At 37.7% G+C, this 14,047-nt stretch carries 10 protein-coding genes; 7 read left to right on the forward strand and 3 right to left on the reverse strand.

Features of this window, described 5'->3' with window-relative positions:
• Positions 1 to 199: 199 nt before the first annotated feature.
• Entirely contained in the window at positions 200 to 2,980 is a 2,781-nt protein-coding gene (gene ileS / locus IGJ37_RS03835) for an isoleucine--tRNA ligase (protein WP_202492025.1), read from the forward strand.
• 51 nt (positions 2,981 to 3,031) lie between these two features.
• Here the strand turns inward: ileS and zwf are convergent, their stop codons facing one another.
• The 3 genes from zwf to IGJ37_RS03850 all read right to left on the reverse strand — a co-directional run bounded on the left by zwf (position 3,032) and on the right by IGJ37_RS03850 (position 5,763).
• Complete coding sequence (zwf, locus tag IGJ37_RS03840; RefSeq protein ID WP_002355906.1) at positions 3,032 to 4,555, reverse strand: glucose-6-phosphate dehydrogenase; 1,524 nt, start codon at positions 4,553 to 4,555, stop codon at positions 3,032 to 3,034.
• Complete coding sequence (locus IGJ37_RS03845) at positions 4,555 to 5,223, reverse strand: metal-dependent transcriptional regulator (protein WP_002355907.1); 669 nt, start codon at positions 5,221 to 5,223, stop codon at positions 4,555 to 4,557. Before IGJ37_RS03845 ends, zwf begins: the two co-directional genes overlap by 1 nt.
• Positions 5,224 to 5,394: 171 nt before the next feature.
• The gene (locus IGJ37_RS03850; RefSeq protein ID WP_002355908.1) at positions 5,395 to 5,763 is read right to left on the reverse strand and encodes a DUF4828 domain-containing protein; all 369 of its coding nucleotides are present in this window, start codon (positions 5,761 to 5,763) and stop codon (positions 5,395 to 5,397) included.
• A gap of 198 nt (positions 5,764 to 5,961) precedes the next feature.
• On the opposite strand from IGJ37_RS03850, the gene sfsA reads away from it, so the two are divergent.
• From sfsA to IGJ37_RS03880, 6 genes are all read left to right on the forward strand, one after another.
• On the forward strand, positions 5,962 to 6,693 hold the full coding sequence (sfsA, locus tag IGJ37_RS03855; RefSeq protein ID WP_325815058.1) for a DNA/RNA nuclease SfsA: 732 nt from the start codon (positions 5,962 to 5,964) through the stop codon (positions 6,691 to 6,693).
• Positions 6,694 to 6,798: 105 nt separating this feature from the next.
• Complete coding sequence (locus IGJ37_RS03860) at positions 6,799 to 7,797, forward strand: Gfo/Idh/MocA family protein (RefSeq protein WP_002355910.1); 999 nt, start codon at positions 6,799 to 6,801, stop codon at positions 7,795 to 7,797.
• 26 nt (positions 7,798 to 7,823) lie between these two features.
• The gene (locus tag IGJ37_RS03865; protein ID WP_128705387.1) at positions 7,824 to 9,125 is read left to right on the forward strand and encodes a DEAD/DEAH box helicase; all 1,302 of its coding nucleotides are present in this window, start codon (positions 7,824 to 7,826) and stop codon (positions 9,123 to 9,125) included.
• A 44-nt stretch (positions 9,126 to 9,169) separates the two neighbouring features.
• Positions 9,170 to 11,875 (forward strand): sigma 54-interacting transcriptional regulator, encoded by a 2,706-nt coding sequence (locus IGJ37_RS03870; protein WP_002355912.1) that lies wholly within the window; start codon positions 9,170 to 9,172, stop codon positions 11,873 to 11,875.
• A gap of 228 nt (positions 11,876 to 12,103) precedes the next feature.
• Entirely contained in the window at positions 12,104 to 12,421 is a 318-nt protein-coding gene (locus IGJ37_RS03875) for a PTS sugar transporter subunit IIB (protein WP_002355913.1), read from the forward strand.
• A gap of 141 nt (positions 12,422 to 12,562) precedes the next feature.
• On the forward strand, positions 12,563 to 14,026 hold the full coding sequence (locus IGJ37_RS03880; RefSeq protein WP_002364646.1) for a PTS sugar transporter subunit IIC: 1,464 nt from the start codon (positions 12,563 to 12,565) through the stop codon (positions 14,024 to 14,026).
• Positions 14,027 to 14,047 lie beyond the last annotated feature (21 nt).

Consider the following 14,047-nt stretch of genomic DNA (forward strand, 5'->3'; position numbering starts at 1 on the left):
GAGTAGGAACTGCCGGATAATTACCGTTATCAATTTCAGAGAAAGTAGGGGCAACTCTACTTTGAATTTGGGTGGTAACACGAGTACTTCGTCCCTTGGGATGGAGTACTCTTTTTTTATCTACTTTTATCAGCTATCGTTCATCTTTAGTATGAACTAACACAATTAAATCGATAAAATGAAAGCGAGGCAAATGCATATGAAAATGAAAGAAACATTGCAATTAGGAAAAACAGCTTTTCCAATGCGTGGGAACTTGCCAAACCGTGAAGCAGAATGGCAAAAAGACTGGGAAGAAAAAGGCTTATATGAACAACGTCAAAAATTAAACGAAGGAAAACCAACCTTTGTTTTACATGATGGCCCTCCGTATGCAAACGGAAATATTCATTTAGGACATTCTTTGAATAAAATCAGTAAAGATATTATTATTCGTTCAAAATCAATGTCTGGTTTCCGTTCTCCTTATGTGCCTGGTTGGGATACTCATGGTTTACCAATTGAGCAAGTGTTAACCAATAAAGGGGTTAAACGTAAAGAAATGACTGTCGCTGAGTATCGCGAAAAATGTAAAGAGTATGCCTTATCACAAGTCGATAAACAACGTAACGATTTTAAACGTTTAGGTGTGTCAGGCGATTGGGAACATCCATATATTACGTTAGATCCAGAGTATGAAGCAGCAGAAATTCGTGTTTTTGGTAAGATGGCAGAAAAAGGCTATATTTATAAAGGCTTAAAACCAATTTATTGGTCTCCTTCAAGTGAATCTTCTTTAGCAGAAGCAGAAATTGAATACAAAGATGTAAAATCACCTTCTATTTACGTAGCTTTTAATGTGGCCGATGGTAAAGGTCTTTTAGATAACGAGACAGCCTTCGTCATCTGGACGACAACCCCTTGGACATTACCAGCCAACTTAGGTATTTCAGTTAATCCTGATTTTACGTATGTTGAAGTGAAGGCAGACGGTCGTAAATTTGTAATTGCTAAAGATTTATTAGCAACAGTTAAAGAAGCGGTTGGTTGGGAAGAAGTAGAAGTCTTGCGAGAATTTTCTGGTGAAAAATTAGATCGTATGACAGCTCAACATCCATTCTATGATCGAACATCACTTGTTATGCTAGGCGACCACGTGACGCTAGATGCTGGGACTGGCTTAGTTCATACCGCACCAGGGCATGGTGAAGATGACTATATCGTTAGCCGTAAATATGATTTGCCTGTTATTTCTCCTGTTGACAGTCGTGGGGTCTTTACAGATGAAGCACCTGGTTTTGAAGGAATTTTCTATGACAAAGCGAATCCAATGATTACTGAGTTATTAGAAGAAAAAGGCGCGTTATTAAAATTAGATTTCTTTACGCATAGTTATCCACATGATTGGCGTACCAAAAAACCAGTTATCTACCGTGCAACGCCACAATGGTTTGCTTCAATCTCTAAATTCCGTCAAGATATTTTAGATGAAGTTGAGAAAGTTGACTGGCTAATTCCTTGGGGAAAAACACGTTTATATAATATGATTCGTGACCGTGGTGATTGGGTAATCTCTCGCCAAAGAGCGTGGGGTGTACCATTACCGATCTTCTATGCTGAAAACGGGGAAGCCATCATTACGCCAGAAACAATTGAACATGTAGCGAATTTATTTGCAGAACATGGATCAAATATCTGGTTTATGCGTGAAGCAAAAGAGTTACTACCAGCAGGCTTTACACATCCAGGTTCACCAAATGGCGAGTTTACCAAAGAAACAGATATCATGGACGTTTGGTTTGACTCAGGTTCTTCACATGAAGGAGTTTTACGAGAAAGAGAAGAGTTAACTTTCCCAGCAGATATGTATTTAGAAGGTTCTGACCAATATCGTGGTTGGTTTAACTCAAGTATTACAACAAGTGTTGCTATCAATGGAGTAGCGCCTTATAAATCAATTATTTCTCAAGGGATGGTTCTCGATGGCGAAGGCCGTAAGATGAGTAAATCGTTAGGCAATACTATCTTACCTGAAAAAGTTATCAATCAAATGGGGGCAGATATCTTACGCTTGTGGGTAAGTAGTGTTGACGCGGAAGCCGATGTGCGTGTCTCAATGGATATCTTAAACCAAGTATCTGAAGTGTACCGGAAAATCCGTAATACTATGCGTTTCTTGTTAGCGAATACGAGTGATTTTAATCCAGCTGAGCATACTGTAGCTTATGCTGATTTACGTTCTGTAGATAAATACATGACGGTTCGTTTAAATCAAGTCATTCAAGAAATCCGTGAAAATGGTTATGAAAAATATAATTTCATGCATATTTATCGGACAGTTATGAACTTCTTAACTGTAGATTTATCTTCTTTCTATTTAGACTTTGCGAAAGATGTCGTTTATATTGAAGCTGAAAACGATTATCAACGTCGTTGTATGCAGACTGTTTTCTATCAAACATTGGTTTCATTAACAAAATTATTGACACCAATTATTCCACATACAGCGGAAGAAATTTGGAGTTTCTTACAAGAAGAAGAAGAGTATGTGCAATTAGCTGAATTCCCAGGTTACGAAACGTTTACTAATGAAGAAGAATTGATGGATACATGGGCAGCCTTTATGGATTTCCGTGACAATATCTTAAAAGCGTTGGAAGAAGCTCGTCATTCTAAATTAATCGGTAAATCGTTAGAAGCCAAAGTGACCGTTTATCCAAATGAACAAATTCGTCAATTAATGACAGCTGTTGATGCAGATATTGCTCAATTACTAATTGTTTCCGACTTTGAAGTATCAAAAGAAGTAGCACCTAGTGAAGCTGTTCAATTTGAAGACATGGCTATTTTAGTTGAAAAAGCAGAAGGCGAAACGTGTGACCGTTGTCGTTCCGTTCGTCAAGATGTCGGCTCAGATGAAAAATTACCAACACTTTGTGGCCGTTGTGCACACATTGTTGAAGAAAATTATCCAGAAGCGGTTGCTGAAGGATTCGAATAAACAAGAAAAAAGATCCGTTAGTCGTTAACTAGCGGATCTTTTTTGGCTTATTTATTGATCAAGTTGACCGCGGTCACGGTACCAGTTATCTGGTTGCCATTCCCAAGTAAAGCCATCTTTTTCTAATAAGTCGAAGGCAGCTTGTGGGCCCATTGTGCCAGCGGCATAATTAGGGAAAGAAACGTCTGTTTTATCCCAAGCATGTCGAATAATGTCAACAATGCGCCAAGATTGGGCAACTTCGTCCCAATGAGAGAAGTTTGTACTATCGCCATTTAGGCAGTCTAATAGAAGTTTTTCATATGCTTCTGGACTATTTTCAGTCATTTCAGCACTTTGACGGAAATCAAGTTTCACTGGAGTTGTATTGAACCCTTGACCGATTTCTTTTCCATTTAAGGTTAATGAAAATCCTTCAGTTGGTTGGATATAGATAGTTAAAACATTCGGTGGTAAATCGGTTTTATCGCATTCTTCACACGTATCATCTTTGAAGACATTAATAGGTACTTGTTTAAAGACGATGTTAATGCGTGTGCCTTTTTCAGTTAATCGTTTACCTGTGCGAACATAGAAAGGGACGCCAGACCAACGGAAATTATCAATTAAAAATTTACCAGCAACAAAAGTTTCAGTAGATGAAGTTTCTGCCACATTCGGTTCATCACGATAGGCTGCAAATGTTTGATCAGCTAGCTGACCTTCGCCGTATTGTCCACGCACGAAATTTTGAAGGGCTTCTTCTTCAGAATAAAGGCGGATGGCACGTAAAGCTTTTACTTTTTCAGTCCGAATTTCTTTTTCAGAAAAGGCAACAGGAGGCTCCATAGAAAGCAAAGCAACGACTTGTAAAATATGATTTTGAACCATATCTTTTAGTGCGCCACTGTGGTCATAATAGCCGCCACGATCCTCGACACCTAAGCTTTCAGCGAAGGTGATTTGGACATTATCAATGTAACGATTGTTCCATTGTGATTCAAAAATATTATTGGCAAAACGAATGGCTGAAATATTTTGGATCATTTCTTTGCCTAAGTAATGGTCAATTCGGAAAATATCTTGTTCAGGAAATGCAGCACGAATTTCTTCATTTAATTCGTAGGCAGATTCATAATCAGAACCAAATGGCTTTTCGATAATTAGACGATCAAAGCCTTCTTCCGAAATAATATGTTGTGATTTCAAGTGATTAACAATGGTTCCAAAGAATTGAGGGGCCATAGCTAAATAGTAAACATGATTGCCTTCTAAGTGGTATTGTTCATTTAGGCGATCAGATAATTCTTTTAAGGTATTATAATGTTCCGTATCATTCACATTATGTGATTGGTAATAGAAATGACTAGAAAATTCAGTTGCCTCTTCGGCCGTAGGATTTAAGTCTTGAATGGTTTCACGAACGATTTCACGATAGTATTCGTCTGTCCATTCCCGACGTGCGGTACCAATCACCGCAAAACGCTCAGCTAATAATCCTTTTTTATATAAGCGGAACAGGGAAGGATACAATTTGCGTTTGGCAAGATCACCTGTCCCCCCGAAAATAGTAAATAATGCTACTTTTTCATTCATTAGTTTTCCTCACTTTCTCTAATCAACGGCTCAACAAAAATTGTGTTTGCTGCTTTAAAGCTGACGGATAATTCTTTGTTTTCATTATAAATGGTGATCGGTCCTTCATATGCAGCAATTTCTTTAATCGTATATTCTTCTTGAATATTTAAATCAATGGAAACTAAATAATCCAGTAATTCTTTTTCGTCTAAGACACGTGCAATCCGAACTTTTGTGCCAACAGGGTAGTCTGTTAACGTTTGGCGTTTCTCCTCATGAATGGGTTGATTATCTTCGGGAATAACACCACCGTGTGGACAAAATTCTGGATGATTTAAATAATCCGCTAAACGGTTCACAAGCGTCTGTGAAGTAACATGTTCTAAAACTTCTGCTTCTTCGTGCACATCATTCCAAGTGTAATTTAAGTGCTCTACTAAAAAGACTTCCCAGATTCGGTGTTTGCGAATTAACGTACTCGCTTTTTTTAAGCCTTTTTCAGTTAATTGTACCCCTTGATAAGGAGAATGCTCAACCAAATCTTCTTTTACTAACTTTGAAATCATCTCACTAACCGAAGCTGCCGAAACATCGAGTCCAGAAACAATTTGTTTATTATTCACTTTAACTTCGTCGCCACCTAATTCAAAAATTAATTTTAAATAGTCTTCGCGATTTGGTGTCATAGGGGCTCATCCTTTCAAAAAAACATCATCCTAAGTTTATCAGAAAAAGGCGCATTTGACTATTTAATAATATTCAAGTTGTAAGAAAACTTTCTGAATGCTTTTGCAAGGGATGTAAAAAAATAAATCACCCACCACACATACTTCATTTTATGTGTCATGGGTGATTTATTAATTGTAAATGGCCCGTTCTAGTGTGTAGGTTTCATCGTCGGCTTCATCGTAAAGCGTCGCAGGGACACCATTTTCACATTGAATGATTAAATGGTAACCTAACTTGTCTAAGATAACTAAGCGTTTAGGGGTTAATTCAACAAGCAAGGCATGCGTTTGTTTGCCATCAATGAAAACATTGAAAGATGAGGTGATTTCTAAGGTGTGTTGCGTGGCTTTCTTCACGTCCACAAACCACCAATGCCCAGTATAGTTGTGTTGAAGCTCCTGTGGGGAAGGGAGCTGTTTATTTTTTTTCCAGAGGATAGAGCCTGCTAATCCAGTAAGTAAAGATGCACCAACCAAGAAAGTCCAATGTTTTTTCAAAGAAATTCCTCCTAACCTTCATTTTCATTTATTCGTCTTCGTTACCTTTATTATATAGAACTTGTCTAAAATATTCGACTAAATCGCTGAGAATTGACAAATATTTAATGATTGACACAAGATAGTAAAATTGTTGGTTTTGGTCTATACTTTTCCTTGTTTTTTTATGGTATAGTGTGTAAGAAAGGAAGTCTGTGTATGAAGTACCCGAATGTCCAACTTGCTTATTTTATCGAACGACCCAATCGGTTTATTGCACACTGTCGTTTAATGGAAACGAATGAAGAAGTAATCACACATGTCAAAAATACTGGCAGAGGGAAAGAAGTTTTTTTACCAGGTGCTGTTGTGGCGCTTAGTTATCAACCATCGCCTAAAAGAAAAACAGATTACGATTTGATTGCAGTAAAAAAAGGTTCTTTTTGGATTAATATTGATAGCCAAGTACCGAATACATTAGTCAATGAAGCGTTAAAAAATGGTCAAATTGTGCTTCCTGGTTTAGTTGGTATGATCCAAACTGTTAAACGTGAGCAACGATTTGCACATTCAAAATTTGATTTTCTAGTGGAAACGGATGCGGACGAACAAGCTTTTGTCGAAGTGAAAGGCATGACTTTAGAAAATAAAGGCATCGGTGCTTTTCCTGACGCGCCAACACTTCGTGGCTTGAAGCATGTCACTGAACTAATGGCTGCAACTAAAGCGGGTTACCGCTGTTACGTTTTGTTTGTGGTCCAATTTGAAGAAATTAAGCAAGCAACGATTCACCAAGAGATGCAACCTGCCTTTGCTGAAAATCTGGGTGCTGCAATTGATCAAGGTGTGCAAGTCCTTGCTTACAATTGCCACGTAACACCAGCAACGATTGAACTTAAGTCACAGGTAACCTTTGATTTATTACAGGCATTTGATGATCCTAATAAATAACTTGAAGAACTCCTAGCGCTTTAAGTCAGGGTAATTACGTGACTTTTGTACGAGAGATTACTATTATAAAGAGAGTAAATAAACAAAAAATGGAGGTTTTTGATTATGATACATTTAGGCGTAATTGGTACCAATTGGATTAGTCATCAATTTGTTGCAGCAGCTTTAGAAACGGGTGCGTATGATTTAACGGCTGTTTATTCTCGGAAACTAGCAACGGCACAAGAATTTGGTTCTCGCTATGGGGATGTGGAATATGCAATTGATTTAGAGACGTTTTTTGGTATTGCACATATGGATACGGTTTATATTGCCTCACCAAATTCATTACATTTTGAACAAGCGAAACAAGCAATTTTAGCGAAAAAAAATGTAATTGTTGAAAAACCAGCTTTTTCAACGCCTGATGAGATGGCAGAAATTATTGAATTAGCGAATAAAAATCGTGTGTATTTCTTTGAAGCGGCCCGTAATATTCATGAGCAAAGTTTCCAAAAAATTGCTGAATTATTGCCATTAAAAAACCAAATTTTAGGTGCGAATTTTACGTATATGAAATATTCTTCTCGCTATGATCAAGTATTAGAAGGCAAAGAGCCAAATATTTTTTCTCCTCATTTTTCTGGGGGAGCCTTAGCAGATTTAGGCGTTTATTTAGTTTATGCAGCCTTGGGCTGGTTTGGCGTACCAAACGAAAGCCATTATTTTGCTAGTAAAATTGCGACAGGTGTCGATGGCTTAGGAACAATTATTTTACGATATGATCAGTTTGACGTGACGTTAAACACTGGGAAAATTAGTGATTCTTTTGCGCCATCCGAAATTTACTTTGAAAACGGGACCTTGATTTTAGATAGTGTCAATGCTATTTCTTCGGCTGAGTACCATGATCGCGCACATGAAGAACGTGATGTCTTAGATATTCAAGTAGCTGATAATCCAATGATTGAAGAAGCCCGTGATTTTGCAGCAGTTTTAAATAACCCAACAGATAAGTATTGGGGCACCAAGTATGAAGAATGGGTTGAGCTTGCTCGAAATGTCAATAAAGTAGTCACTGATTTACGTCATAGTGCCGGCATTATTTTTGATGCTGATAAATAAGAATTAAGCGATAGGAAAGGAACAATATGAGATTTTTAGAACAACTTCCAGAGGCTTGGCAAGAACAGTGGCAAGCTTCTGGCTTTAACGAACCATCAACAATTCAAGAAAAAAGTTTTACGCCCCTTCGCGAAGGAGAAAATGTTTTAGGAATTTCGCCGACAGGAACTGGAAAAACACTTGCTTACATGCTGCCTTTACTCTTAACTGTTGAAAAAGGACAGGGAAATCAATTGTTGATTATTGCTCCGTCTCAAGAATTAGCTATGCAAATTGCTGAAGTTGCTCGGACTTGGGCTAAGCCACTTCAATTAACGGTTCAAACGTTAATCGGCGGGGCAAATGTTTCACGCCAGATTGACAAGTTAAAAAAACGTCCTGAAGTGTTAATCGGAACACCAGGTCGGATTTTAGAGTTAATGAAGAATAAAAAAGTCAAAGCTCAGTTGTTAAAAACAATTGTAATGGATGAAGTTGATCAACTTTTCCAAGAGGAAGAGCTAAGTTTAACCAAGCAAATTTTGACACACACACCAACCGAATACCAACTTGTTTTTTATTCAGCGACTGCTGATCGTGTCGTGAATCAAGCGCAATCTTTAAGTCAAAAATTACAGGTGATTGATGTGACGGAAGAAGATACTTCAGCAGGTCAAGTCGCCCACTACTTTATTCGGTTAGCACCAAGAAAAAAAGCTGATTACTTACGTCGTTTGGCCCATACAGAAGCATTCAGAAGCATGGTCTTTTTCAATCAAGTTGCTGATTTAGGTGCAGCAGAAGAAAAATTAGTTTATGAGAATGTGCCAGCTATTGGTCTGGCTTCAGATCAAAGTAAACAGTTGCGTAAATTGGCGATCGATCAATTTAAAGCAGAACGAGTGAAGTTGTTATTAACCACGGATATTGCGGCACGGGGCTTAGATTTCACAGGGGTCCCTTACGTCGTAAACGTAGATGTTCCTTTAACCGAAGAGAGCTATATTCATCGTTCTGGTCGCGTTGGCCGGATGGGTGCACAAGGGGCAGTGATTACGTTTATCAACGATGGCACCAAAAGGGATTATCAACGTTTGATGAAACAATTGGCCATTCCTTGTCAGGAAATCTTTTTATATGATGGTGCACTTCATGAGCAGCCAAAAGCCAAAGATGAACTAGAAAAAAAGAACGTAGCCAAAGATACGTATTCAGAAAAAAAGAGTACGAAAGAAAGAAAACCAGAAACAGTAAATTCTGTTGTCAAAGAACCACAAGAAACACGCAAAAAGAAGAAAAACAAAAAGAAAAACACGAAAAACAAAGGAGCTCGTAAAGCGAAGAAATAACGCTTTACGAGCTTCAAGCAGAACGTTGTATCGAGGAGGATTCCATGAAATCTCGGAAGGAAGAAATCTTAGCGTTACTTCAAAAAAATGAAACTGGCTTAACGGCAGGAGCGGTAGCAGAACAGTTAATGATTGATCGCAGTAATGCCAGCCGTTATTTAAATGAATTATTCAAAGAAAAGAAAATTACTAGAAGTACTGGACGTCCTGTTATCTATTCAGTGCCAACAATCAATGAAGGAGAACAAGTCCATGTAGATGAGTCTACCTCTGTTAGTTTTGACACATTAGTAGGTGCCAATGATTCTTTAAAAGTGAGTATTCAGCAGGCCAAGGCGGCTATTTTATATCCACCAAGAGGTTTGCATACGATTATTTTTGGGAAAACAGGAACAGGGAAATCTCTTTTTGCTGAATGTATGTACCGTTTTGCCATTGATTCAAAAACCTTAGATGAAGATGCCCCTTTTGTCTCTTTTAATTGTGCTGATTATGCACAAAACCCACAATTATTATTTGGTCATATCTTTGGCGTAAAAAAAGGCGCCTATACTGGTGCGAATGAAGATAGTCCAGGCTTAATGGCAAAAGCAGATGGCGGGATTCTCTTTTTAGATGAAATTCATCGCTTACCGCCAGAAGGTCAAGAAATGCTCTTTACGTTTATTGATAAAGGCGTGTACCGTCCATTAGGAGAAAGTGGCCAAACCTATGAAGCCTCTGTTCAAATTATTGGTGCGACAACGGAATCCTCAGAAAACTTTTTAACCACTTTTAATCGGCGGATTCCGATGTCGATTACATTGCCATCTTTAGATGCACGGACGCTAGATGAGCGTTATGCCATCATTTCGTTATTTATTCAGCAAGAGGCAACACGTTTGGGCCAACAAATTGATATCGAACGCGAAGCAGTTTTGGCGTTCATGTTATACGATGCAGAAGGAAATATTGGTCAGGTGAAGCGGGACTTAAAATTAGTTTGTGCTAAGTCATTTCTTTATTATCGGACGCACAATTTAGAACACTTGGTTATCCGTAAACGGGATTTGTCGTTACCTGTCCAAAAAGGATTATTAAAAATTAAAGAAGTACCTGAGCGCTTGGATCAATTTGTCGACAGTAAAAGTAATTATTTATCTTTCCAACCAGGCACCAACAAAATTGTTTGGTCGCAAGATCCAGCTAGAGATATGCAAGTTTACAATGAAATCGAAGAAAAAGTCGCTGATTTGTCCGAAGCAGACTTAGAAAATGTTGATTTAGAAGAATTGATTTCTAAAGATATGAATGCGTATTTTAAAAATTATGTCGAAGAATTAACCCAACATTCTTTACATAAGGAGTTATTACCAGAAGCTATTTGGGACTTAACGAATCGTCTTTATGATATCGCAGAAGAGCGTTTGGAACACACGTACAACGAAACAGCGCGCTTTGCCTTTGCGCTTCATTTACAAAGTACGATTGAACGTGTCAAAGAAGGTCACGTGATTGTCCATCCTGATTTAAATAATGTCCGTAAAAATATGAAAAAAGAATTTCAAGTAGCCTTAGATTTATCTTCTATTATTGAAGAAGAGAACAACATAGAGATTCCTTTCGATGAAATTGGCTTTATTAGTATGTTTTTATCTATTAATGTCGGTAAAGAAGAAAGAACTCCAGAAAATAATGTTGGTGTGTTCGTCTTAATGCATGGGGATTCTACTGCCTCAAGTATGTTGAAAACCGCCCAAGAACTTTTAGGAACATCAATCGGAACAGCGATGAATATGCCGTTAACGATGGAAGTTCAAACAATGTATGAACAATTACGAAACCAAGTAATTACGCAAAAAGAATCGTTAAATAATGGGATTTTGTTACTGACGGATATGGGTTCATTAAATTCGTTTGGAAATATGTTGTTTGAAGAAACAGGTATCCGAACGAAGGCGATTACAATGACGAGCACAATGATTGTCTTAGAAGCTATTCGAATGGCAAGCGTGGGACGAAGTTTAGAGGACATTTATCAAAATATTCAACTTTCTTTTGAAAGCGTTGTGAGAGAACAATTTCGCTCTAGTCTGCAAAAACGTCAAAACGTTAAAAAAGCAGTAATCGTGACGTGCTTTACAGGAGAAGGGGTTGCCGCAAAACTATACCAACGAATCTTACCAGTTATTGATGAAACAAAAGTGGAACTGATTCAAATGCAATTTATTGAACGAGAAACGTTTAAAAAGCATATCGACAACTTGATGGAAGAATATGAAATTAAGGCCATTGCGGGAACTGTGGATGTTGAATATCAAAATATTCCCTTCTTTTCCGTCTATGATATTTTTGATGATGAAAAATTAAATGTACTGAAACGGATTGCTAGTGATGAAGTGGCGATTGATACAATTGTTCATTCACTAAGTGGCGTCATTACTTCTGTGGACTCCTTACAAAAATTAATTCTCATGTTACAAAAAACAGTTCATCAAATACAAACAGACATGCATATTATTGTTGAACCAGGGGTGGATGCCGGAATCATGATTCATTTGGCTTTTCTGGTAGATGCTTTAATTAAAGGAGAAGAAGCAAGAACTTTTCCAAACTTAGCGGAATATGTTAAAACACATCGTTTAGAAATCGATGTCGTACGCACGAATTTTATGTTAATTGAACGGGCGTATCGTGTGACGATCCCGGAAGCAGAAGTTGCGCATGTTACCCAAATGTTTTTAGAAAATGAAATTAAAAGTAAACAATAATAAATAAAAAAACATCAAGAAATGAGAAAACGCTCTCTTTTTTCTTGATGTTTTCTTTTTGTAAGTTACACACAATTTCATGTGTGTAAGCGTTTTCTTTTAGTGTGTGCACGCTTTTTTCGATGACAAAAGCTGTTATATCAGTATTTTAATGAGGAAAAAACTTGGCACAATTATTGCTATAAATAAAGTGTATAACGTCATAACTTTTAAGGAGATGAAGAAAAAATGGCAAAAAAAACAATTATGTTAGTTTGTTCCGCAGGAATGAGCACGAGTTTATTAGTAACAAAAATGCAAAAAGCAGCAGAAGATCGTGGCATGGAAGCAGACATCTTTGCAGTATCGGCTTCTGAAGCAGATACAAACTTGGAAAATAAAGAGGTGAATGTTTTACTTTTAGGTCCACAAGTTCGTTTCATGAAAGGGCAATTTGAACAAAAATTACAACCAAAAGGGATTCCTTTAGATGTAATTAACATGGCAGATTATGGCATGATGAATGGCGAAAAAGTTTTAGATCAAGCAATCTCATTAATGGGATAAGGAATTAAAACGTTTAGGAAAAGTGAATAGCAAACAAGGATAGTGCATGTTACCAAAGGTTTTATTTTGTACGCTCGATTCATTCGTTTAATAAGGCTACTGCCTTTTTAATAAATATAAATGGATACAGGAGGAATAAAAATGAACGGATTAATGGCATGGATGGAAAAATATATCTTACCAACTGCCGCAAAAATTGGTGCACAGAAACATCTGGTGGCACTAAGGGATGCTTTTATTGGTACATTACCTGCGACAATGGCTGGATCAGTCGCCGTAATGATTAACGCAATTATTCGAGATCTTCCCCAAGAGTTTGTCTCAACTTATGCGGCAAGTTTGGAAGCAGACAAAGGTATTTTTGCAGTATTGAATGTCATCATTGGGATTAATGGTTTTGTTTGGAATGGTACATTGGCTATCGCTGGTTTGATTTTCGCTTTTTCTTGGGGCTATAACTTAGCGAAAGCATACAATGTGAATGAGCTAGCTGGTGGGATTGTCAGTTTAGCTACCTTAATTTCAGGTGTTGCTTTTGCACCAAATAACACAGCTGAATTAGCTGTGAAAGTGCCAGAAAAGATTGCCAACGCAATTAATGGGGCAGAAATTGGTGCGTCAATTGCTAATAATCAATTGACTGTCAATCCATGGGGTTGGTTAAATCTCAACCATCTAAATGGTAACGCTTTCTTTACGGTGATGATTATGGGCGCTTTATCAACCATTATTTTTTGTAAATTAATGCAAGCGGATTTAACAATAAAAATGCCTGATTCTGTTCCACCAGCAGTTTCAAAAGCGTTTGCGGCAATTTTACCAGCAACAATCGCGTTGTATGTCGTAGCGATTATTAACTTTACGGTGTCAAAACTTTCAGGCGGTCAATTATTAATTGACTTAATTCAAAAATATATCGCGGAACCGTTCCTTGGGTTATCACAAGGACTAGGAGCTGTGTTAATCGTAACAGTTTTTGTTCAAATTTTCTGGTTCTTTGGTATTCATGGGCCAAACGTTTTGGCACCAGTTCTTGAAGGAATTTGGGGACAAGCACAATTAATCAATATTGATATTTTCCAAAAAGGTTATGAAGGAAAAACAGGAACAGCTGCGGTTTTAGCCGCTATTGACGACGGTAAAGCCTACATGTGGGTCCGTGGTTCGTTTGATGCTTTTGCTTGGTTTGGTGGTTCAGGCGGTACAATTGTCCTAATTATTGCAATCTTGTTATTCTCCAAACGAGCAGATTATTTAACAGTCGGTAAATTATCATTAGGACCTGGGATCTTTAATATCAATGAACCGATTATGTTTGGTTTACCAGTTGTTCTTAATCCAATTATGTTTATTCCATTTGTAATTGCGCCATTAGTTGCTACTACAATTGGCTGGGTTGCAACGTATCTTGGGCTAGTCGCCCCAGTTTCTCAACAAGTCGCATGGGTGACACCGCCGTTGCTATTATCTTTCTTAGCGACAGGTGCCGACTGGCGCGCACCAATCGTAGCGTTGGTATGTATGGTAGTCACTTTCTTGATTTGGACACCGTTTGTTATCGCTGCTAACAAAATGGATCCTGCATTAGGCGAAAGTGAGCAATAGGCAATAAAAACAGCAATTACT

Origin of the sequence: Enterococcus sp. AZ104 (assembly GCF_050546705.1) — a bacterium.
In the GTDB taxonomy this organism is placed as follows: Bacteria; Bacillota; Bacilli; order Lactobacillales; family Enterococcaceae; genus Enterococcus; species Enterococcus faecalis.